The sequence below is a fragment of the Sphingomonas sp. 1F27F7B genome (genome assembly GCF_005503355.1).
GTDB lineage: Bacteria > Pseudomonadota > Alphaproteobacteria > Sphingomonadales > Sphingomonadaceae > Sphingomonas.
Window position 1 is genome coordinate 35,349 of sequence record NZ_SCMK01000022.1, and the last position, 20,605, is coordinate 55,953.

21 protein-coding genes are annotated in these 20,605 nt (G+C 61.2%); 15 read left to right on the forward strand and 6 right to left on the reverse strand.

Going from position 1 to position 20,605, the window contains the following annotated elements:
- Window positions 1–22: 22 nt before the first annotated feature.
- The 11 genes from FFS08_RS18060 (at window position 23) to rnk (ending at window position 10,145) form a co-directional block, all read left to right on the forward strand.
- Window positions 23–2,086, forward strand: coding sequence for a DUF4118 domain-containing protein (locus FFS08_RS18060; RefSeq protein WP_212742035.1), 2,064 nt, complete (start codon window positions 23–25; stop codon window positions 2,084–2,086).
- A 138-nt stretch (window positions 2,087–2,224) separates the two neighbouring features.
- Window positions 2,225–2,713, forward strand: coding sequence for an ATP-binding protein (locus tag FFS08_RS23860; RefSeq protein ID WP_212742036.1), 489 nt, complete (start codon window positions 2,225–2,227; stop codon window positions 2,711–2,713).
- Window positions 2,685–3,404, forward strand: a complete 720-nt coding sequence (locus FFS08_RS18065) for a response regulator (RefSeq protein ID WP_099957415.1) — start codon at window positions 2,685–2,687, stop codon at window positions 3,402–3,404. Before FFS08_RS23860 ends, FFS08_RS18065 begins: the two co-directional genes overlap by 29 nt.
- A 44-nt stretch (window positions 3,405–3,448) precedes the next feature.
- Entirely contained in the window at window positions 3,449–4,201 is a 753-nt protein-coding gene (locus FFS08_RS18070) for a SpoIIAA family protein (protein ID WP_111467798.1), read from the forward strand.
- A 217-nt stretch (window positions 4,202–4,418) separates the two neighbouring features.
- A protein-coding gene (locus tag FFS08_RS18075) for an IS630 family transposase (RefSeq protein WP_137863679.1) occupies window positions 4,419–5,365 on the forward strand; the annotation gives its coding sequence in 2 pieces (ribosomal slippage) (window positions 4,419–4,755 and window positions 4,755–5,365; 948 coding nt in all).
- 355 nt (window positions 5,366–5,720) lie between these two features.
- The gene (locus FFS08_RS18080; RefSeq protein WP_111467797.1) at window positions 5,721–6,689 is read left to right on the forward strand and encodes a magnesium and cobalt transport protein CorA; all 969 of its coding nucleotides are present in this window, start codon (window positions 5,721–5,723) and stop codon (window positions 6,687–6,689) included.
- Between the two features lie 158 nt (window positions 6,690–6,847).
- Window positions 6,848–7,228, forward strand: a complete 381-nt coding sequence (locus FFS08_RS18085) for a hypothetical protein (RefSeq protein ID WP_137863678.1) — start codon at window positions 6,848–6,850, stop codon at window positions 7,226–7,228.
- A gap of 30 nt (window positions 7,229–7,258) precedes the next feature.
- Complete coding sequence (locus tag FFS08_RS24250; RefSeq protein WP_275298328.1) at window positions 7,259–7,387, forward strand: hypothetical protein; 129 nt, start codon at window positions 7,259–7,261, stop codon at window positions 7,385–7,387.
- 353 nt (window positions 7,388–7,740) lie between these two features.
- Window positions 7,741–8,394: a LysR family substrate-binding domain-containing protein gene (locus tag FFS08_RS24345; RefSeq protein WP_137863677.1), complete on the forward strand. Its 654-nt coding sequence runs from the start codon at window positions 7,741–7,743 to the stop codon at window positions 8,392–8,394.
- 90 nt (window positions 8,395–8,484) lie between these two features.
- Complete coding sequence (locus tag FFS08_RS18095; RefSeq protein ID WP_128079975.1) at window positions 8,485–8,697, forward strand: hypothetical protein; 213 nt, start codon at window positions 8,485–8,487, stop codon at window positions 8,695–8,697.
- Between the two features lie 1,019 nt (window positions 8,698–9,716).
- Window positions 9,717–10,145, forward strand: coding sequence for a nucleoside diphosphate kinase regulator (gene rnk, locus FFS08_RS18100; protein WP_111467794.1), 429 nt, complete (start codon window positions 9,717–9,719; stop codon window positions 10,143–10,145).
- 52 nt (window positions 10,146–10,197) lie between these two features.
- Here rnk and FFS08_RS18105 read toward each other — a convergent pair.
- Window positions 10,198–11,159, reverse strand: a protein-coding gene (locus tag FFS08_RS18105; protein ID WP_111467793.1) for an IS630 family transposase whose coding sequence is annotated in 2 segments (ribosomal slippage) — window positions 10,198–10,808 and window positions 10,808–11,159 — 963 coding nt in all. Because the reading frame shifts where the segments join, the coding sequence is not laid out codon by codon here.
- A 331-nt stretch (window positions 11,160–11,490) separates the two neighbouring features.
- On the opposite strand from FFS08_RS18105, the gene FFS08_RS18110 reads away from it, so the two are divergent.
- From FFS08_RS18110 to FFS08_RS18120, 3 genes are all read left to right on the forward strand, one after another.
- Window positions 11,491–12,849, forward strand: coding sequence for a tyrosine-type recombinase/integrase (locus FFS08_RS18110; RefSeq protein ID WP_137863676.1), 1,359 nt, complete (start codon window positions 11,491–11,493; stop codon window positions 12,847–12,849).
- Between the two features lie 38 nt (window positions 12,850–12,887).
- Window positions 12,888–13,148: a hypothetical protein gene (locus FFS08_RS18115; protein WP_137863675.1), complete on the forward strand. Its 261-nt coding sequence runs from the start codon at window positions 12,888–12,890 to the stop codon at window positions 13,146–13,148.
- Window positions 13,149–13,288: 140 nt separating this feature from the next.
- On the forward strand, window positions 13,289–14,041 hold the full coding sequence (locus FFS08_RS18120) for a hypothetical protein (protein WP_137863674.1): 753 nt from the start codon (window positions 13,289–13,291) through the stop codon (window positions 14,039–14,041).
- Window positions 14,042–14,067: 26 nt separating this feature from the next.
- On the opposite strand, the gene FFS08_RS18125 is transcribed toward FFS08_RS18120, so the two are convergent.
- Window positions 14,068–15,009, reverse strand: coding sequence for a hypothetical protein (locus FFS08_RS18125; RefSeq protein WP_137863673.1), 942 nt, complete (start codon window positions 15,007–15,009; stop codon window positions 14,068–14,070).
- A gap of 136 nt (window positions 15,010–15,145) precedes the next feature.
- Here FFS08_RS18125 and FFS08_RS18130 point away from each other — a divergent pair.
- A protein-coding gene (locus FFS08_RS18130; protein WP_249341170.1) for an IS3 family transposase occupies window positions 15,146–16,335 on the forward strand; the annotation gives its coding sequence in 2 pieces (ribosomal slippage) (window positions 15,146–15,398 and window positions 15,398–16,335; 1,191 coding nt in all).
- Between the two features lie 117 nt (window positions 16,336–16,452).
- Here the strand turns inward: FFS08_RS18130 and FFS08_RS18135 are convergent.
- From FFS08_RS18135 to FFS08_RS18150, 4 genes are all read right to left on the reverse strand, one after another.
- Window positions 16,453–17,289: a hypothetical protein gene (locus tag FFS08_RS18135; protein WP_137863672.1), complete on the reverse strand. Its 837-nt coding sequence runs from the start codon at window positions 17,287–17,289 to the stop codon at window positions 16,453–16,455.
- A gap of 163 nt (window positions 17,290–17,452) precedes the next feature.
- Window positions 17,453–18,319: a DNA methyltransferase gene (locus FFS08_RS18140; RefSeq protein WP_137863671.1), complete on the reverse strand. Its 867-nt coding sequence runs from the start codon at window positions 18,317–18,319 to the stop codon at window positions 17,453–17,455.
- Window positions 18,316–20,220, reverse strand: a complete 1,905-nt coding sequence (locus tag FFS08_RS18145; protein ID WP_137863670.1) for an N-6 DNA methylase — start codon at window positions 20,218–20,220, stop codon at window positions 18,316–18,318. The genes FFS08_RS18140 and FFS08_RS18145 overlap by 4 nt, the downstream gene beginning before the upstream one ends.
- On the reverse strand, window positions 20,217–20,468 hold the full coding sequence (locus tag FFS08_RS18150) for a hypothetical protein (RefSeq protein WP_137863669.1): 252 nt from the start codon (window positions 20,466–20,468) through the stop codon (window positions 20,217–20,219). Before FFS08_RS18150 ends, FFS08_RS18145 begins: the two co-directional genes overlap by 4 nt.
- Window positions 20,469–20,605: the final 137 nt, after the last annotated feature.

A 20,605-nucleotide genomic window follows, 5' to 3' on the forward strand; every position in this document is an offset into this window, starting at 1 on the left:
CACTGGCGTGAGGCAGTAGACGATGAACGATCAGCGACCTGATCCGGACGCTCTTCTGGAGGCCGTAAGAGGTAACGCAGAGCACTCCAAACGCGGACAACTCAAGATTTTCTTCGGGGCCTGCGCTGGGGTGGGGAAGACCTTTGCGATGCTTCAAGCGGCGCGGCAGGCTCAGGATGAGGGCGTGCGGGTCGGGATCGGCATCGTCGAGACGCACGGCCGCAAGGAAACCGAGGCGCTGATCGACGGCTTTGCCATTCTCCCGCGCAAGACGTTGCCGGGTAATGGCAGGCCTGTCACCGAGTTCGATCTCGATGGCGCCCTGGCGTCCGACTACAAGCTGCTGGTGGTCGACGAGCTTGCCCACACGAACGTCGCCGGCAGCCGCCATGCCAAGCGGTGGCAAGATGTCGAAGAGCTGCTCGACGCCGGCGTCGATGTCTACACCGCGCTCAACGTACAGCACCTCGACAGCCTCAACGACATCGTCGGCGGCATTATCGGCATTCGCGTCCGTGAAACCGTTCCCGATCGCATTTTCGATTCCGCGACCGATGTCGTGCTGGTCGACCTGCCGCCGGACGATCTGCTCGCCCGCATGAACGCCGGCAAGGTCTACTTGCCCGTGTCAATCGAGCGCGCGCGTCAGAACTTCTTCCGCCGCGGCAATCTGATCGCGCTACGCGAGCTTGCGCTCCGCCGCGTCGCCGACCGGGTCAACGCCGATGTCCGGACCTACCGCGTCTCGCACGCGATCAAGACGGTCTGGCCGACGCAGGAATTGCTCATGGTCTGCGTCAGCGCGGATCGGTCCCAGGAAAAGCTCGTCCGTGAAGCCGGGCGCCTCGCCCAGCGGCTTCAGGCCAAATGGATCGTCGTCCACGTCGATCAGCCCTATCAAAATAATGACGCGCGATCCCGCGAGGCGCTGCTCGTCATCGCGAAGACGGCCCAATCAGCCGGCGCGGAATTTGCAAATGTCCCTGGCCAAGACATTACCGAGGCGATCCTCGACTATGCTCGAAAGCGCAACGCCACCAAGCTAATCATCGGAAACACAGCTCGCCGACGCATATTTACGTTCAAACGCCGATTGCAGGAACGGCTTGCCCGCGCCAATCCGGAAATTGGGCTCCTGCTGCTGAGCGTTGACGAAGTCCGGGCGACCCGCCGAGTTCGTTGGATACCGGAGGAGCCGCAGACGCAGATCGCGGCGCTTGGCATCGCCACGCTCGCATGCGGCGCGGCGACCTTCCTCGCCTCCCAGCTCGTAGGCTTTTTCGATCTTTCCAATGTCGTCATGCTTTTCCTGGTGACGACCGTGTTCATCGCCTTGCGACTCGGCCGCCTCGCTGGGGCGTGGGCGTCCCTGCTTTCGGTAGGCTGCTTTGACTTCTTCTTCGTCGAGCCGAAGCTCTCGTTCGCGGTCACCGACACGCAATACATATTCACTTTCGCGCTTATGATGGTAGTCGCAGTCGTGATCAGCCAACTCGCGGCGCGGCTCCGATCGGAAGCTCGTGTAGCCCGCGCCGGAGAACGAAGGGCGTCGGCCTTGGCCAGGATCGCCCGCGACCTCTCAAGCGCGATCAAGATAGACCAAGTTGTCGCAATTTGCCGGGAAGCGCTGACACCACTGTTCGAAGCGCGGATCATCCTCCTGGTTCCCGACAAGAACGAGCGCTTGATGCCTACCGAGGACCCCGGCCTTGTCGATACATCGACCGCACAATGGGCTTTCGATCATGGACAGCAAGCGGGCCTTGGCACTCAGACCTTGAGCGCCGCCCACGCCCTGTACCTTCCCCTGAAAGCGTCGATGGCCATGCGCGGAGTGCTGGCGGTCGTGCCGGTCGGCGCGCCGCTGCCCGACGATCCGGACGATCGCCGTCTGCTTGATGCCTGCTGCTCGACCATTGGCCTCACGCTCGAGCGCATCCACTTCATGGAAGTCGCACAGGAAACCCTGGTCCGGATGGAGGGTGAGAAGCTCCGCAACGCGCTGCTGTCGGCCGTATCGCACGACCTCAAGACGCCGCTGACCGCGATCCGCGGCCTGGCCGAGACGCTCGAGCATCGCAAATAGCTTCCAGTCGAAGATCGCAGTGACCTGGCGCGCTCGATCCGGGTTCAGGCTGACGAGCTCAAGCGCCTCGTTGCCAACCTGCTCGACCTGGCACGCATGCAAAGCGAAGGCGTGCGGCTCAACAAGGAATGGAATTCCTTGAGCGAGATCGTCGGCAGCGCCGTGTTACAATCGCGCGCGATCCTCGAACCTCGCAAGGTTCGCACCAATCTGCCGGCGGATCTTCCGCTCATAGAGGCCGATGCCACGCTCATCGAGCGCGTTCTGATCAATCTGTTCGACAACGCCGCCAAGTATACCCCGCGCGATAGCACGATAAACGTTCGGGCCGGTGCTACGGCGGACACCATGTATCTTATCGTTGAAGATAATGGCCCCGGGCTCCCCGTGCGGGATCCGGAAATGCTCTTCGAGCCGTTCGCGCGTGGGCAGAAGGAGTCGTCGGTCGCCGGCGTTGGATTGGGGCTCGCGCTCTGCCGCAGTATCATCACGGCTCACGGCGGAAGCATCCGAGCCGAACAGCGCAAACCAAACGGAGCCGCGTTCGAGATACGACTGCCGCTTGGGACGCCGCCTGCGATCGAAAGTGAACCGATCCATGATCAAGCCGCGCATTCTGATCGTTGAAGACGAAGCCGATATTCGGCGCTTTATCCGCATGGCGCTGGAAAAAGAGGGCATGAATGTCTTCGAGACGGCGACGGCCGAAGAGGCGCGGCTGAATGCGGGCAGTCGCAAGCCCGACCTGATGATCGTCGATCTCGGACTACCCGACGGCGACGGCAAGACGCTGATCCGGGAAGTGCGCGGCTGGATGTCAGCGCCCGTTCTCGTACTCTCCGCGCGCGAGCAGGAAACCGAAAAGGTGGAGGCGCTTGACGCCGGCGCCGACGACTATCTGGTCAAGCCGTTTGGCGTGCCCGAACTCCTGGCGCGAGTGCGGGCACAACTGCGGCGCGCCGGCACCGTATCGAACGGCGGCGCAGCGTCGCCCGTAGCCAAGTTCGGGTCGGTCACCATCAATCTTGCCACGCACGAAGTTGCGCGCGCGGGCATACCCGTCCATCTCACGCCCAACGAGTTTCGACTTCTGACGGCGTTGGTCCGTGGCCACGGCAAGGTGCTAACCCACCGCCAACTGCTTATGGAGGTGTGGGGTCCCGGATACTCGGAACGCGCCCATTACCTCCGCATCTACATGGCGCAGCTCAGGCAAAAGCTCGAAGAGGAGCCGTCGCAGCCCCAGCACCTCCTGACGGAATTGCAGGTCGGATATCGCTTGTCCGGCCTGGAGGCCGCCGAGGCACGTCATAGCTGACCCTGAACAACCGGATCAATCCGACAATCCGCAAGGACCAGATCATGGCCGAAAATCAGAATGAAACTGTCATCGAGTTGGCCACCGACGGCCGTATCGAGAAAGCTGACGTCGAAACCGCCATGCGGCAGCTTGATACGGCGCTTGAGCGCGGCGACACCGTCCATGTCTTCGCGGAAGTCCGCAACTTCAAGGGCATGTCCTCGGAGGCGTGGCGTAGCGATCTTGGCAATGCGTTCCGCTACTTGGCACGGCTCAGACAATTCGGACGGATCGCCATCGTCAGCGACCAGGCTTGGATCCGTAACGCCGCCCGGATCGAAAACGCCTTGCTGCCCTATGTCAGGTATCAGTCCTATACGCCCGATCGTCGGGAGCACGCCCTCGCCTGGGTTCGCGGTGACGTCGATTGCGCGCATCCTGAAAGCCTGCGGGTCTTAGAGAACGGTGATTCCGATATTTTCACCTTCGAGATCGACGGGCGCATCACCAGCGCGGATGCGCGCAATCTCGCCGAGAGGCTTTCGGCCGCGTTCAGCGGCGGGGGCGGTCGCCGCCTCCTCGGCATCGTCCGTCACTATGACGGCTTCGAGCCGTCGCTGCTCGTTGATACGAGGCTGCTCGAACTGAAGATCGGGCTGTTACGCCATATCGAGCGATATGCGCTCGTCGGCGGGCCCGACTGGATAAGTCGCCTCACCAACCTCTTCGATCCGCTGCTCAAGATGGAAGCCCGTCATTTCGCCGCTGGCGACGAAGAGGCTGCACGGGCCTGGCTGCGTCGCCATGGCGGCTGAAGAAGAGCCCGTCCCCGCCAGCCCATCGGAGACTGCTTCCTCGGTCCGGAGCACCAACGCGAGGAGCGTCGATCCGGTATCGGACGAAGCATATTTCGCCCGCCGGGCGGCACAGGAACTGGAGTTAGAGCGTGATCCGAGCGGTGTGAATCGGTTTGGGATTCCTTCTCATGTCGAAGCGTGATTCAGACTGTCTGCCGGGAGGAGGCCGGTGGGCATGTCGACACCTCTCTCGCTTGATCTCCGGGTCCGTGTTCTGGCCGCGGTCGCGTCGGGGCTGAGCCATCGCCAGGCGGGTGAGCGGTTCGGGGTTAGTGCGGCGAGCGTCAGCCGTTGGCGGGCGCTGGAACGCGAGCAGGGCGACGCGCGCCCGAGGCAGATGGGCGGGGACCAGCGCTCGCATGCGGTTGAGGCACACGGCGAGCTGATCCTGGCGCTTTACGAGGCGGAGCGGGACATCACGCTCCAGGAACTACGGGCGGCGCTCGCAGGGTGCGGGGTCGCGATTGGCTACGGCGGGCTGTGGCGCTTCTTCGCCCGTCACGGGATCACGGTGAAAAAAAGACGGCGCATGCCGCGGAGCAGGACCGGCCGGACGTCCTGAGGCGACGGGAAGCCTGGTTTGAAGGTCAGCTCGACCTCGATCCTGCCCGGCTCCTGTTCATTGACGAGACCTGGGCGTCCACCAACATGGCTCGCACGCGCGGCCGGGCACCCCGAGGGCAGCGCCTGCGGGCCGCCGTTCCCCACGGCCATTGGAAAACGACCACCTTCGTGGCGGGCCTGCGGCAGGACGGGATCGTAGCGCCCTTCGTCCTCGACGGCCCGATCAACCGGCACAGTTTCGAGACTTACGTGGCCCGTGTGCTCGTTCCGGATCTGCGGCCGGGCGACATCGTCATCCTGGACAACCTGTCGAGCCACAAAGGGCCGAAGGTGCGCCAGATGATCGAGGCAGCCGGTGCGAGCCTCCGCTACCTCCCACCCTACTCGCCCGACTTCAACCCGATCGAGAACGCCTTCGCCAAGCTCAAGGCGCTGCTGCGCAAGGCCGCCGAGCGGACGGTTGGCGCTCTCTGGGACAGGATCGGCACCCTCCTCGACGCCTTCACGCCCATCGAGTGCGCAAACTACTTCGCCGCAGCCGGCTACGATGCAGTCTGAACGGATTCCGCTCTAGCAGCCAACGCTTCAGATGTAGCGGTCAAGAGACTTCATCTCGATCTCGCCGCGCGATATGCAACGCGCCGCGAGTTGGCTGCGCGAGACGTCGAGGCGAGTCATCCAATCTGTCGAACATGATTTTACCGCCGGCCGCCGAGAGCGAGGTCAAGCCCCGACCAGAGGTGCTCCCCAAGCCGGCATCGACCGCAATGTCTGCGCCGCTTAGAACCACGGCGAGCCAATCAGCCCGACGTCACAAGCGCTGTAGCCGCACACAATCGCCGGTCATCGCGATGACGACTGCAGGTCAGGCGACTAAGCTCGGGCCGCACCTCCTCATACAGAAAGAGGACTGATGCCAGTCATCGCAGCGTATCTCTACCGCGACGGTCGTCGGGTTCGCGAAGTCGACATCGGCGAACGGGTTGATTGCCCGACGGATCGCTCCGAGTTCGTTTGGATAGGCTTGTCGGACCCATGCGCGGAGGACGTCATGGCGTTACAGGCCCTCTACAAGCTTCACCCACTCGCGGTAGAAGACTCGCTCAAAGACGGCCAGTTGCCGAAGGTCGATATCTACGGCGATCAGTTGTTCCTGATCGCGCGCACCGCGCAACTGGACGACGGCGTCATTGCCTACGGACAGACCGCCGTGTTCCTCGGTCACAGTCACATCATCACGGTGCGGCAAGGCTCAACCCGATCACACCTTCCGCTGCGCAAGCACCTGGAAGAGTCGCCAGATCTCCTCGGCCAAGGCACGGACTATGTGTTGCACGCAGTGCTGGATTTCATCGTCGACGGGTACATTCCACTGGTCGAGTCGCTCGAGGAAGAAGTCTCGGCTATGGAGCAGCACACCCTCGACGCCTTCTTGGGTCGAACCGAGATCGCCCGAATATTCACGCTTCGGCGTCAGCTCACTCGCTTTGGACACATCCTGATACCCATGGAGGAGGTGGCCCGTAAGTTAGCTCAGACCAACCATCCTTGCATCGATGCCGAGGCTCGCCACTATTTCGGAGATGTGCTGGATCACGTGCGGCGGGTGGAGACGATGAACACTGGTCTCCGCGAGGTGCTGACTTCCGTTTTCGAGTTCAGCAATCTGATGGAGCAACAACGCACTGGCGCCATCACCCGCCAACTGGCAGCATGGGCGGCGATCCTGGCCGTGCCGACTGCCTTGGCTGGCATTTACGGGATGAACTTCGAGCATATGCCCGAGTTGCATTCCGTCTATGGCTACCCTGCGGTTATGTCGATCATCGCCGTGATATGCCTGACACTATACCGGCGCTTCCGAAAAACTGGATGGCTATAGCCCACACTACTTAAGGCCAAAGACGCGGCATACCTCATGGCTGCCGACTTAGGAAGTAAGGCGAATATATACACCATCTTTACGTCTAGCCCGAAAATCTGATCTCGAATCTTTATGATCGTGCCTTTAGTTGGATGGCCGCCACCATGGAGGGCGGCATGCCAATCGCAGCAACTGATGCAAGGAATGCAGGGTTACGACTAGCGGGCTTGCTGGGCGTGATCATTGCCGCACTTGCGTTGAGCCGCCTGTACGCACTTGTCCATGCGCTTCCGCTGCATGAAGCCACGCCCTTTGAGATGCTTCTGGCGGCGTTGGGCTTCGTCGGCATGAGCGCGGGCAGCGCCTTGCTCGTGCTCGGTCGCCACATCTTTGATCAGATCGAGCTACCGAGGCGCTCCCCGGCGACACCTCTCCACATTCCCTCCGAGGAGGCCTCGCACGCAATGAGATGGACCGTGGCGCCCGCCAATCCATCATCGGTGTCTCCGCGCCCGCAGCGCGCCAGCAACCATGTTCTGCTGCGGGGAGCACGATGAGGCACAATGATGAATCCAGAAGGCCTCCTGATGCTTCTGCTCATCATCGGCGGGTTGCTGTGGTTGAACATCTACCTCCGCGTAAAGCTGTTTCTGGCGAGCCGCCGGGACAGGCGCAAAGCAACAAAAGACCGCGGATCGGAGGAACGCTCCGCCTGAAAAAATCGCAAAAATGATTGGAGCAGCCGCGATCAACCTGAGAGCAAGCGAACTTCGATCAACGTCGCGGCTTCGATTGACCGTCCGCTCGGTTTCACGGAATGACCAATGTCTGGCGCGTCCGTCTTCATCATCTTCTTGGCCGCGCTCTTGATTGCAGCACGCCTGTTGCTTCGCCCGGAGCGCCGACCGCCGGTCCCCGCGAGCGAAAAAGCCGAAGGCATTCCACGTATGGATAGACCAGTTGGAACACGCCCTACAACGTTTGAGCCAAGCAAAAGTCGCCGCTTTCTCAAGTTGTCCGCCCCTTCCGGTGGGCCTCAAAAGATGCTCTCACATAGCCTGCGCGACGCTTGCAGTCATTTCACCGGCGGCAGCACATCGGCATCGCTTCGGATCGGACTGGACGCCTCCCTGAGCTATGGCCCACTTCGAAACGTGCTCGCTCGGCTCAAAAAACAGAACCAGCAATAGATGTACGTTTTGTCGAGGGTAACGGCGACGATATCGCCGATCAAGTTGCGCGCGGAACAATTAACGTCGCTTTCATACAAGAGCGGGTAAATAAAGCGTCCATCGTGTCCGAGCACTGCTGGAACGAGACGATCGTAGTGGCCTTGCCGGAGGGTCATCGGCTCGCCGGTCACCACGCCCTTCGTCGCGAAGCACTCAGATGCGAAACGTTTCTGATGGCGATCGATGAAACGCGCGTCATCCGCACGGCGAACGAAATAGCGACAATACTCGAAGGCCGGCCACGGTTGATCATTCCAACCCAGGTCCATCGCGACACTCTTATGCATCTCGTAGGATTGGGGTTCGGGATCGCGCTGACACGCTCTTGCGCACTAGGCGTTTATTATCCCGGCGTCATCTACCGACCGATCAGCGCTCCGGAGCCTCACGCTGCGGTCTACGCAATATGGCGGCCGGAGACCCTCTCGCCAGAGGCCTCAGTTCTGCTCGCCTATGTCCAGGCCGAAGGCCGTCAAGGAGCGGTGGAGTGATCGCCCCGTCAACCCATGCTGCGCGCCGCCGCCTGAGCTTCCTTCAGCTCATCAGGGCTTTTGCACCGACCTCGCCCAGGGTGCTGTAGGATGCCGCCCCTCACCATTCTTTCCGCGGCCGTTAAGATCATCGGCGTCTCAGGCCTGATCGGCCTGCTCGTGGCGGCTCATCATATACCAGCGGCCGCGACGCCGTTGCGCGCGGTCGCCTTGCTTTGGTTTCTTGCGCTCGGGATCATCTACGTTCTGATCCCGGGGAAACGAAGCGGGCGCTCCTTCCTTGGTCGCCGTCCATGGCGTTGAACAGCTTTCACGCTGATGTCGGCGACTGGATCCTCATGCTCGCGCGCTTCGCTTTGCTCGTGTCGCTGGTGGCGTTGTTCGTACGGCGACGCCAAGTCACACGAGGCATAATGGCGAAGCTCGACACGCTCTCTAAGTCTCGGCTCATCAACAAAGCCAAAGATCGGTCGGTAACCGAGGCTCCACAAGAACCTGTAGCTGGAGATCGAGGTCGGCTTAAAGGATCTCAGGACGAGAAAGACTGAAAGCGGAGATCTTAGACGAAGCTAATCTGCCCTAACGCAATATTTGCGCGGTTTGGCCCGATCATACGCCATCCTGATGTCGGTCGAGCTACCGTTCGTTGCATTGGCCTCGCGCGGCCGTGACCGGCGAGCCTTGGAGCAATGATAGGGCACTCGCCGACCATGTGGGAAGCGGTCACGCGATTCCGGTGGATGAGGTTGTTGCGTGAGCAGGATAGCCGCTCGCGGTTACACCTCCGCGCGTTTTGCGGGCAAGTCGGATTGATCCTCCTACTCTGCGCACCAACCTTTGCGCTCGATCATCGGCCGCCCTTTCTTTTCCTGTTCTTCGTGCATTTAATGTTTGCTGCATCCGCGCTCGTTCTCGTTGGGGTGGCGCTGGTCACGCGACAGCCAGTTTCGCGTACGAGCCTCTGCATGTGGGATCACGTCTTCGCGATGTTGCTCCTGATGCTGATCAGCTCCGCGGCACTCAGAATGCTGGTCAGCTAAGGCCGTGCGCTCGCCGTTCTCAGCCAAATCGGGTTCACCGGGTTACGTAACACATCGCTCTGAGGCTCGCGGGGCGATTGACGGGGCTAGGGCCGCAGCCCATGGTCGCCTGGTTATGCAAGCGTCGAAGGCTCACGTCCGATTCTGCAATCGCGGGTGCCAGCTCATGTCGGGCTGTTAGCCCCGGGTCCGGACGTTCGCGTGCTGGGTTCGGGGTAAGGGCATAGCCCGATCCGCCACGCCTCGCCAGCGTTCGCAACCCTCACACTACGAGCCTTCGTCATGACCCTTGTTAAAGCTGCCGCGCGCCCTCCCATTCATATGATCGACACCGAAGCCGATGCGCTGTCCGATCTCGGAATGCGTGCCCACGCCCGCCAGTCAGATGTTAGCCGCCTGTTGATGGCCGAGATCGAACGCGCCAGGATTCACACCGCCGAGGACATTCCTCCTGACGTCGTTACCATGCGTTCGACGGTCGAGTTTGTCGATCAGGCAACCAGCACCCGTCGTACCGTCGAACTTGTCTACCCTGCCGAGGCCGATATTGCTGCGAACCGGATCTCCGTAATCACTCCTGTCGGCGCCGGGCTCATTGGCTTGCGCGAAGGTGACTCAATACTCTGGCCAGATCGCGATGGACACGAACGCACGCTGAGCGTCGTAAAGGTGATCCAACCGGCACGAGACACGACAGCAAAAAGTCGCTGATCGCGGACTTACGAACCTGCCTGAAATCTTTCCGTCTTAGAGCCGTTCCCGCTTACGTAGCGATGGCCAAGTCGTCGTCGTAGCCGGCGGCTGCGAGGCAGTTACGGCACTCGTCTGGGGTGAAGCGGCTGAAGGCCCGCCGGATGGCGTCCCATAGGTCAGGCACGGTGCGGGCGGCTGCGGTCTGCAGCAGCCCTTTCAGCTTGGCGAAGATCTGTTCGATCGGGTTGAACTCGGGGCTGTAGGGCGGAAGGTAGAGTAGCCGCGCGCCGACCGACTCGACCCGCTCGCGGATGCCGCTGACCTTGTGAGCTTGCAGGTTGTCGAGGATCACGGTGTCGCCGGGCCGCAGCACCGGGACGAGGCGGTTGGCGACGTAGTCGCGAAAGCGCTGGCCGTTGGTGGCGCCATCCGCGAGATCGAGGGCGCACAGGCCGGTGGTGCGCAGAGCGGCGGTGACGGTGGTCATTTTATAATGGCCCTGCGGTACGAGCAGCCGGCAGCGCTCGCCGCGCGGGGCGCGGCCGTAGTGGCGGGCCATGTTGGTGGCGGCCGCCGTCTCGTCGAGGAAGACGAGCTTGTCGGGATCGAGGTCGGGCTGAGCCGCGAACCACGCCTCACGCGCCGCCTTCACGTCGGCCCGCTCCTGCTCAGCTGCGTACAGCGCCCCTTTTTGCGGGTGATGCCGTGGCGGGCGAAGAAGCGGGACAGTCCGCTCGTGCTGGTCTGCACGCCCTGCTCGGCCAGGGCGTCGCGCAACTCGCGCAGGAAGAGTTCGGGCCGTGCCTCGTCGAGGGAGAGGATCAGATCCGCATGCGCCTCGATCGCCGGCAAGCTGTCGTCGCTGTGCGTCGGTTTGGGGACGACGTTGCCCTGCTGCGCAAACCGCTGCGACCAGCGGCTGGCGCTCGACACGCTCACCCCGAACCGCGCCGCCGCCCGATGAAACGAAGCGCCCTCTACCACGGCCGCCACGACGCGCTCGCGCAGATCGATAGACAAGGGTGAAGGCATCGCTGGCTCCTTCACTGGTCAACGCACCAGCCACTATCCCGTCGCAACACCGCCGGGAATGGCTCTAGCCGACACTGGGGAGCTTCGCTCTAACCCATTGCGCCAGCCCTGAGGGGCGTGGCGCACCCGACACGATTCGAACGTGTGGCCTCCACCTTCGGAGGGGATGTAGTCAGGCTCCTGGGGTTAGTGCGATCGCGCGATCCCGTCTAAAACGCTGACACTAAATGCGAATCTCGCCAACGATTCTGATTGGGTAAGGGACACTTCGTTGCTCCCCATTCCCGGCGCTTCCTTGGCGCGTTCGCCAAGGGAAAGCCGCTCGCCACACATGCCAAAACTCACAAAACGTAACGCGGACTCCGCCAAGGCGCGGGAGACGGATTACTTCATCTGGGACACCGAACTGCCTGGCCTCGATCTTCGGATATATCCATCCGGCAAGCGCAGCTATGTCATTCATTATAGGTTCGCCGGCCGCTCCCGCCGATTCACCATCGGGTTGCATGGCTTCTGGACGCCCGAGCTTGCGCGCCACGAGGCAAGGGTTCTCTTCGGCAAGATCGCGCGTGGCGAAGATCCGTCTGAACAGCGGCAACTCAATCATAAAGCCATAACGGTCAAGGAGCTGTGCGGGCGCTATCTCGAGGACCTGAACGCCGGCTTGATTATGGGCAAGGGTGGACGCCCGAAGAAGCCGACAACCATCGTCAGCGACGTCGGTCGAATCCGCCGTCACATCATTCCGTTGGTCGGGACGCGGCGGGTGAAAGACCTCACCAAGGCGGATATCAATAAGGTGTTGAAGGATGTCATAGCCGGTAAAACCAACGGCAGTTTCAAGACAGGAAAATTGCGGGGCAAGTCCATCGTGCGAGGCGGTGTGGGAGCAGCCTCACGTACTGTCGGACTTCTCAGCGGCATACTGACCTACGCCGTCGAGGCAGGAATTATAGAAGCCAATCCTGCGCACGGGGTTCGACGGCCAAAAGATAATATTCGTAGCCGTCGTCTCAGCGACGCCGAGTATCAAACGCTCGGCTCTATCCTCCGGGCAGCAGGGAAGAACGACAGGTACAGGATGACGGTGGAGCTCATCCGGCAGCTCGCGCTGACAGGATGCCGCCGGTCGGAGATGCTGGTGCTCCGCTGGGAGGAAGTCGATATCGAAGCAAGCTGTTTGCGACTCGCCGACAGCAAGGAGGGAGCGTCTGTGCGACCGATCGGCCTGCCTGTCGTGGAATACCTCGAGGAGCGCAGCGCGAAGATTTCAAAGACCTACGTCTTCCCAGGAGGCGAGGAGGACAACTCATTCGGCAGTTTCCCCAATCACTGGGAGAAGATTTTCCGGAACACGGCCCTGGTGGATGTCACGCCGCATGTCCTTCGACATAGTTTTGCGAGTGTAGCCAACGACCTGGGGTTTACGGAGTCCACGATCGCGGCGTTGATCGGTCACTCGCGAGGCTCCGTCACCAGCAAATATATTCATACGCTGGACGCGGCGTTGATCATGGCGGCCGATACGATCTCCGGTTACATCGAAGGCCTCCTTGACGGCGTGGAGTTCAAGCAAACGTCTTATGCGCTCGACCGTGGGGCCAGGAAGGCGACTTTGGCTCGTTTCCTTAAGATGATGAGCAGCGCGCGAGACGATGCCCCGGTTCCCGAGGAGCATTTGGCGGCATGATGCGGAACCGACAGCGCGTGGAATATCGGAGGGAGAGCGTGGGCGTTGAAGTCATCCAGCGTGTCCAACTCGCTGGACAGAATCGGCAGTTGGTCGCGTCATTGCCCATGCTTGATGAGCGTGACGGGATCGAATTGCGCGTGATCAGGGGCAACGGTGAAGTTCAGACTGCGCGTTTGCCGCCAAAAGCAGCGGGGATGGTCAAGGCGTTGCTGGATGCCTTGGGACGCGAAGAACGGGTTGTTCTGCTATCAGAAGGCCTATCCTTCCGCGCCGATCTGGGCCCGCGTGACGGCTGAAGCAGCCCGCTTCAGTTTTCGGATCGGTGCCAGATCAAGCAAGTCCAAATATTCCAAGTAAGCGTGGATCCGGCCGCGCCGCAGCTCGGGAAAGAGGTGCCGATCTTCTCCGGAACCATCTGGATGGTGACGATCAGGCTATGAATATCGCACAAATTCGCGCGCCTGCGCGAGTCCTCGCGATTAGAAATTGGACGCGCTTGCCGGGCCATGGGTTACGAAATCACGCGTTGCAGATTGATCTAGTTTGGTGCGACGGTCATACCTATATGTCGATCCCTAACCCACAAACGGAGCGAATCTTCACTTACGAGGCGATGAATCGCCCTCTATTTGAGGAGCCCACGGAAGCGGTCGAGCGAGAGGACCCATTCACCGGGCCCCAAGGCTTCATGATCGGCGACGAATTCCTCCCCAAGCGACCCGAGCTTGCTCAGCAGTATTTCGATGCTGCGCACCTCATTCTCGAGTCGATCAAACGCGGTGATTGGGAAGACTATAAGTTGGTTAATCCTGCGCTGTTCCTCTACCGACATTCGCTTGAACTGTTACTAAAAGAGATTGTCGGTGGGAGCCGAAGAGGCCACGATCTGGCCGAGCTCGCCGATGCGCTCGCTGAGGCCGTCCGCGCTCGAACGGGTGGCTCCGTGCCATCGTGGATCATGACGCGGTTGAAGGAGATCGCCTCAATCGATCCCGGCTCGACCGCATTCCGGTACGGTGAGAACTACGATCCTGTCGCCAAGCGGTCGACGCCGCCCGTTAGTTCAGCACTTTATGTGAGCCTGCCTCACCTACAACGCGCGATGCTCACGCTCAACGCGGCGTTGGTCGGGGCGATCGCTGAGATAGCGACGAGCCATCCTGTTCGCTACGTCGCTGAAGACGATTGATAGCCTTTTCGCCCGAATAGTAGTGGCTAATCGGAGTCAGTCAGCAGGCGCCACCACGTCGCCCCTCGCTGTGTTTTCCGTGTGCTGCCGTTTCGGACGCCCTCGTCCAGCAGGTGGACAATCTTGCGGCCGTCGGGCGAGGACGCGTCATGTATTTCGAAGATGACGCCGTCATCATGACGCTCAAAGCGCGCAACGGGATCGGTCATTCCGGCGATCTCCGGGAGCTGCAGCTTCATCGTGTTCCGCGCCTCGCCGGCTTTGGACAGCGTCATAGTCCTTGAGCGCCCCGTTCTGGCGTCCCGCAGCGTTCGGCTGCCAGCGAAGAAGCCGTCGAACACGCGTAGCGGTATCTGCGTCTGCGTTCGTCCCCGACCGTGTCGGAGTCGCATAACCATGGCTTTCGCGGTCGGCGAGGAGGCGCTCGGAGCTAGATGATCGCTTGGCTCATCGAAAACGATTTCCAACCTCCACCCCAAGGCGTTCACGGCGAAGCCTAGATCGGGCAGATCATCTGCCTCGAAATCGAGCAAACGAGGCGATCTGAGCTCAAGAACGGTTTCATGTTGGGCCAGGCGCATGAACTCTAACACCTTGGCCGCTTTCGCGTTCGACGGTCCGGTATCATAGCGCCTGATCAAATCACGGCGTGCAAGCCGCGTGAGATAACTGTCGACCCTCCAGCGGTCGGCTCTGCTGCTGCCCCAATCTCGTGTCAGCCAATCGTAGGCTATGTTCGCACAACGAATCGCCTCTGAGCGATCGAGCCCTTCGGCCAGCGCGAGTAACGACAGCGGGGAGATGCGTTCCATCTCTTCGTGGCAGGCTTCCGTACTCTGCCACAGCTCTGCTCGGGTGCCGACATGCACCGTATCGCGCCAGATGAAGACGTCGATCCAGATTTCGCCTGGAACTGCGGAGCGGAATTGTAAGCGGTCGAGCGTTTTGGCTTCGGTCGTCGAGTACAACTCGAAGGCTTGTATATGAGCTGTCGGGTCGCCCGGTCTCGAAGGAACCGCAACGTGAAGGGCATTGGCTGCTGACGTGACCCCCTGAAACTCCTCCACGAATAGCTAGAGTCCGCCCCTCGAAAGGACGGACAGAATGAAGCGATCACGGTTTACGGAAGAGCAGATCATCGGGATCCTGCGCGAGCAGGAGGCCGGTGTTCCGGTGGCGGATCTGTGCAGGAAGCACGGGCTGAGCTCGCCGACCTTCTACAAATGGAAGGCCAAGTATGGCGGCATGGACGTGTCGGAGGCCCGGCGGCTGAAGGCGCTGGAAGAGGAGAACGCCAAGCTGAAGCGGATGCTGGCGGACTCGATGCTGGACAACGTCGCGCTGAAGGATCTGCTGGGAAAAAAGTGGTGACGCCCGCTGCGCATCGAGCGGCGGCGGCGCACCTGCAGTCGGCTTACGGGATGAGCGAACGGCGGGCCTGCCGGGTGCTGGGCGTGGACCGGACGAGCGTGCGCTATCAGGCGACGCGACCGGACGACGGCGCCCTGCGCGATCGGCTGAAGGCCCTGGCCCAGGAGCGTCGGCGGTTCGGCTATCGACGTCTGCACGTGATGCTCCGGCGCGAGGGCCATGCGGTCAACAAGAAGCGTGTCCAGCGGATCTACCGCGAGGAGAAGCTGACGGTGCGTCGGCGCGGCGGGCGCAAACGCGCGATGGGCACAAGGCGGCCGCTGGAGATTCCTCTGGTCGCAAACCAGCGCTGGTCGCTGGACTTCGTGTCCGACCAGATGACGGACGGGCGGCGCTTCCGCATCCTGACGGTGATCGACAACTGCACCCGCGAGTGCCTCGGGCTCGTCGCCGACACCTCGCTGTCAGGGCGACGGGTGGCGCGCGAGTTGGACGCCATCATCCTGCGACGCGGGCGACCCGAGACGATCATCAGCGACAACGGCACGGAATACACGTCCAACGCCATCCTGGCCTGGGCCGACGACGCCGGTGTGGGCTGGCACTACATCGCGCCGGGCAAGCCTCAGCAGAACGGCTTCAACGAGAGCTTCAACGGCCGTCTGCGTGACGAGCTGCTGAACGAGACGCTGTTCCGATCCCTGCCGCACGCCCGTGCGGTGCTCGAAACCTGGCGGCGCGACTACAACGAAACCCGGCCGCACTCGAAGCTCGGCTGGCTGACGCCGCAGGCCTACGCAGATGCGCTCAGCGGAAAGATCGGCCGGTCCGCTGCGCTGGTTGGAGGCTGCGCTGACCGGCCTCTTGCCAACCCCACCAACCCCAGTTCAGATCACCAAAGGACTCTCGTTATGGCTGGATGAGAAACGGGGGTCACGTCACTGCGGGCGAAGACGCAAATAGCGGCAAAGCGAGGCCGTGATCGGTTAGACGCTCATATGCGATAAGCATCATCGCTACGGCGCTCTCGCCACGGGCGGTCATGCAGCGGCGCTTCCAAGCCGGCGCCGCATGATTTGTGCGATCATGTCAGCGAACGAATCTGGCGTTTCGTTGGGTCGCCAGTCGTAGGTTTCGAAGTCGACGTTCAAGTCACGAATGGACTTCAGAAGCGCACTGTTAGCCCCGTTTGGGTCCTCAAGAAGTTGTTCTGGGAAGACAAGTAGCCGGGTGTGGCCCTGCCTTAGGTCTATAGACTGCGCATAGGCGAGCTCGATAGCTGAGGCGCGGCGGTCCGGCTGGTCACGACCTGTAGCGGCAAGCGACGCGATCCGAATCCAATTTTGGGCTACGGACCGCCAGTGTGGGATTGAGCTGGCAAGCCCGGTCTTCACCTTTGCGTCGAAGTATTCCTCGACGCCGCCGAAGGCCCACTCGATATGACGAAGCGCAGACGCGAGTTCTGGCTCAAGTTCATAATCGTCAAGATATATGGATGGATCTACGACAGCGTTATAGAAGCCTGCCATATAGGCCCCAGTGTCGAACGGAAATACGTGATAAGGGGCAGGTAGTGCGCTCGGTGACAGCGCGATGGCGAACGGGAAAAAGTTGAGCTGATCGTTCTTCTCATCGCCTTTTCTGAAGCGATAAGCGGGACGCGCCACAAAGAAGTAGACAAGTTCCTTTCCGAAGACGCTGCATTGGCGCCGTTCTAGAAGACCTCCGTTGATGACACGTCTGCCCCACCCTACCGTGGTGACATGGATCAGGTCAGGAGGGGAGATTGAAACCGTGGGGCAAGCTGTTTTTGCTAGCTCAACGAGTTCGCGATTAGCGTCGACGCCACGAGGCTTCCTCCTGGTGTCTGCCGTCATACCTAATGTCACTCCCTCAGCCTGCATTTAAGCCGCCCGCGCCGCTCGTCAAAGGTCAGAAAGCTAGTCTTTCCACGTCCGGGTTACCAGAACGAGCGGTGTCGCTACGCCACTCGTCGGAAAACGCGCCGCTATTCGTCTCCGTTGCCGCCGGCCGGTACGCCTACTCGGCGGCAATCACCGAAGGCTGAAAGCCCATCACCTCGTCATATCGACGAACTTTTGCCCCCTTTGATCGCGACAGGCCCGGCTTTGCAAACACGATGATGTATTCGTGCACATTCTTGAAAAGGAAGTTTGGCGGATAGGGGTAGCTTCCAAATATTGGTCGCTGACCATTCGCTGATCCCCAGCGGCCTCCGGTGCCGTCTTTTGACCAGATGATCTCATTGATCATTACGAGGCCTATGTCGCGGAGTAGCACCCCAATGTCGGTGCTGAGCGGGAACGTCAACAGGCCGTGATCGGTCATTTGGTTGACGTTCGCGGTAACGACACAGAGCTTACGTCCAGGCCGGAGTACCCGGTAGCACTCCTGAAAGACACGACGAAGCTCGTCGAGGAAATCGACATAGCTACCCGCAGTACCGATGTCAGTGTTTCGGCCCCCATAGTCCGCCTTGTCCCAATAAGGCGGACTGGTGACGATAAGGTCGATGCTGCCGTCCTCGATCCCGGACAAATCGCGAGAGTCGCCCTGACGCGCGTCAAACGCGTTCAGATCGAGCTGCTCTTTCTTGACTCTTGCGCGCATCTCTTTGACGAAGTTCGGGTTCTGATCGATGCAGATCGCCTTACGGCCTTCGCGGATCGCGGCGACCGCCGTTGATCCGACGCCGCCGAAGGGGTCGAGCACCGTCTCACCCCAGAAGCTAAAGAGCTTCGTCAGACGCTTGGGAATTTCAGTAGGGAAAGTCGCCGGGTGGAGATCGTGACTGACGTTCGCGATACTCCAGACCGTCTTAGTGTACTCCCGCCACTCTTCCTTGGTAAGCGCACTGAGCGCCTTCACTTCTGCGCCAGGCTTCATTCCACTACTCCTTCATCTTTTCTGTTCCTTGCGAGCCGGACCGAGCCGTCGATCGAAACGACTTGTCGTTCGAACTCGCGCAGCATGGCGGCCGTGTCGGGATCGGCTCCAATAAGGTCCGCCAGCAGCGCGTCGATCGCGCTTCGCACATTGCTGATCTCTGTTGGGCGAAAGGCAAATGTCAGCCGGTCGCGGTTCGCGCTGCAGATCACGTCTCGTTGCAGGCCCGCCCAAGCTGATCTCCCGAGGTGCCCGAGTTCTTCCGCTAGCCTCTCCGGCATCCGCATATTGAGCAGCGGCAGTTCCGTGAGGAACCAAGCCGGGACGTGAAAACCATCGCACTCGACGTGCCAGAGCCAGTAAGTAATCCGCGATGATAAGATGGCGGTTACTATGTCGGCTTCTTCGACGGTGGAGCAGTGGAGTCGGTTAATTCCACTGGCGCTAAGCGTCCCGCGCCAGCTAATCTTGTCTGGATAGTTTCTGAATACGTTAAGAAAGTTGTAGGCGGTACCCGCCACGAAGACGTCGGAGCTGATCGCCGTGCCGACGATCTCAGACGCGGCCGCCTTGCTAGGCTCTGGACGCGCACCTGATCGCAGCCGGTAAGGTTCGAGCGCGCGGTAAAGGGCGACCTCCGCGTTAGACCCGAGCTTAGGAACCAGACGCGCGATAGGCGCCTGACCCATCTCCGCCGTCCTCTTCTCGGTGAAAATCGTCGAGCGCTGCCTGCTGGTCCACTTCAGGAGGCGGCTCGTTCGGATGGAGGCAGGTGTAGGCCCAGGCCGCTTGATGGCGATTGTCGCACGGGTCTTAGCCTCCTCGCCGAACAAGGCGTGCGGCTGGCGGTCGAAGAAAAGTAGGGTCCACTCTCCACCGTGGGCCGACATCGCTGAGCGACAGCGCCGGTGGTCTGCAGAACGGTTCGCGCCGAGGGCGAGGGGCACGACCAGAGCAGCGGCGTCATCCGGCCCACTCGCCACTGTCCAACTCAGCTCGATGAAGGGTAGGTAGAGCGATGATGTCGGCCTACCATCGGCCATTGGGACAACGTCACCGGTCGCATAAGGTGGATTGCAGATCAGCCGAAGCGGTCCTCCGCCTGGGGCAAGTCGCGCACGCAAGTCACTGGCGCGGGCAACTGAGGGCGTATCGACGGCTACCAAGTTGCTCCGGATCGCTGCCCACGTGGTCGACGGATTCACCGTTTCGGCCGCGACTCCGGCTAGCAGCGTGAACGCGGCAAAGTCGCAAGCTTGGGGAGAGATGTCGCACCCGGTGAGTTTCGTCTCAGCGAACCTCACGCGGTCTCCCGAAGCATAGCGACGCAGTGCGGCGGCGAGGAACACGCCGCTGCCGACAGCAGGATCTAGCCACCATTCATCAGACTCGGCTTTCGCCGGGCCCGCGAGGGCGGCCACCATGAAGTCCGCGACGTCTGCCGGCGTATAGAACGACCCAACTTTCTTTCGCTCGGCACGACTGACCGAAAGCGAGACATCTCGCAGGACGTCCAGCCGAGTGGTCCGCCCATAGGTGTCGAGCAGATAAGGGAGAAGTTCTAGAAGATGCACCTCCCCGGCGAGCGGTTGCAACGGCGCATCAAGGGCTGACCAACTCGCGAGGTCGCTCAGTCCAAACCAGGCCTTGGCGCGACAGCCGTCGGCTGCATGTCCGGTGCGGATCATATCCGCGAGAGTCACAGCCACCGCGGCCCACGCGGCCCGTTCTTCCGAGCCCGTTCTGATTACGTCATGCCGCGAAGCTTTCTCGATCCAGCCGCCGTCGAGCTTAAGTTTACGAGCAACGGCAACCGCGGCGAGGACGTGCTCGCGAAGTGGCGCGACCAAGCCCTCCAGCGAACGCCCTGCTCTCGGCGAAGCCAGCCTGTTCGCCGTCATGAAAGTCGCTCGGGCGCCGCAATCAGCGCCCCCTTCAACCACCGCTCATCCAGTTCGCGCTCTATGAGCTCGGCCGCACAATCCGAGTTAGAGCGTCCAAGCGCATCGGCGTGGACGCGGAACCGTTCGGCATGATCGGCGTGGACATAAGCCGATACCTTCTTCGATCGCGCCTCCTGACCCGAAGATGGACCATTAGTTGGCCGGAGCAGTTGCAGCTCAATTTCTCGCAGGATGAGTAGGGTCAACAGGGCCGACCCACTCGTCAGGCCAATCTCCTTAAGGTACGCCTCGAACCGAAGATGGCTGCTCGCCTGCACGTACGCATGTACGGCTAGCTTCTCGGCCCTCTCTCGGTAGTCAGGATCGCACCTCATCATGAGGT

Excerpts from the sequence above, each read along its gene's own strand:
- FFS08_RS18060 (WP_212742035.1), top strand. The coding sequence starts at position 23 with ATGAACGATCAGCGACCTGATCCGGACGCTCTTCTGGAGGCCGTAAGA.
- FFS08_RS18145 (WP_137863670.1), bottom strand. The coding sequence starts at position 20,220 with ATGACGGCGAACAGGCTGGCTTCGCCGAGAGCAGGGCGTTCGCTGGAG.
- rnk (WP_111467794.1), top strand. The coding sequence starts at position 9,717 with ATGACCCTTGTTAAAGCTGCCGCGCGCCCTCCCATTCATATGATCGAC.
- FFS08_RS18095 (WP_128079975.1), top strand. The coding sequence starts at position 8,485 with ATGCCGCCCCTCACCATTCTTTCCGCGGCCGTTAAGATCATCGGCGTC.
- FFS08_RS18065 (WP_099957415.1), top strand. The coding sequence starts at position 2,685 with ATGATCAAGCCGCGCATTCTGATCGTTGAAGACGAAGCCGATATTCGG.
- FFS08_RS18080 (WP_111467797.1), top strand. The coding sequence starts at position 5,721 with ATGCCAGTCATCGCAGCGTATCTCTACCGCGACGGTCGTCGGGTTCGC.
- FFS08_RS18070 (WP_111467798.1), top strand. The coding sequence starts at position 3,449 with ATGGCCGAAAATCAGAATGAAACTGTCATCGAGTTGGCCACCGACGGC.
- FFS08_RS18120 (WP_137863674.1), top strand. The coding sequence starts at position 13,289 with ATGAATATCGCACAAATTCGCGCGCCTGCGCGAGTCCTCGCGATTAGA.
- FFS08_RS18110 (WP_137863676.1), top strand. The coding sequence starts at position 11,491 with ATGCCAAAACTCACAAAACGTAACGCGGACTCCGCCAAGGCGCGGGAG.
- FFS08_RS18085 (WP_137863678.1), top strand. The coding sequence starts at position 6,848 with ATGCCAATCGCAGCAACTGATGCAAGGAATGCAGGGTTACGACTAGCG.
- FFS08_RS18140 (WP_137863671.1), bottom strand. The coding sequence starts at position 18,319 with ATGAAGCCTGGCGCAGAAGTGAAGGCGCTCAGTGCGCTTACCAAGGAA.
- FFS08_RS24250 (WP_275298328.1), top strand. The coding sequence starts at position 7,259 with ATGCTTCTGCTCATCATCGGCGGGTTGCTGTGGTTGAACATCTACCTC.
- FFS08_RS18135 (WP_137863672.1), bottom strand. The coding sequence starts at position 17,289 with ATGACGGCAGACACCAGGAGGAAGCCTCGTGGCGTCGACGCTAATCGC.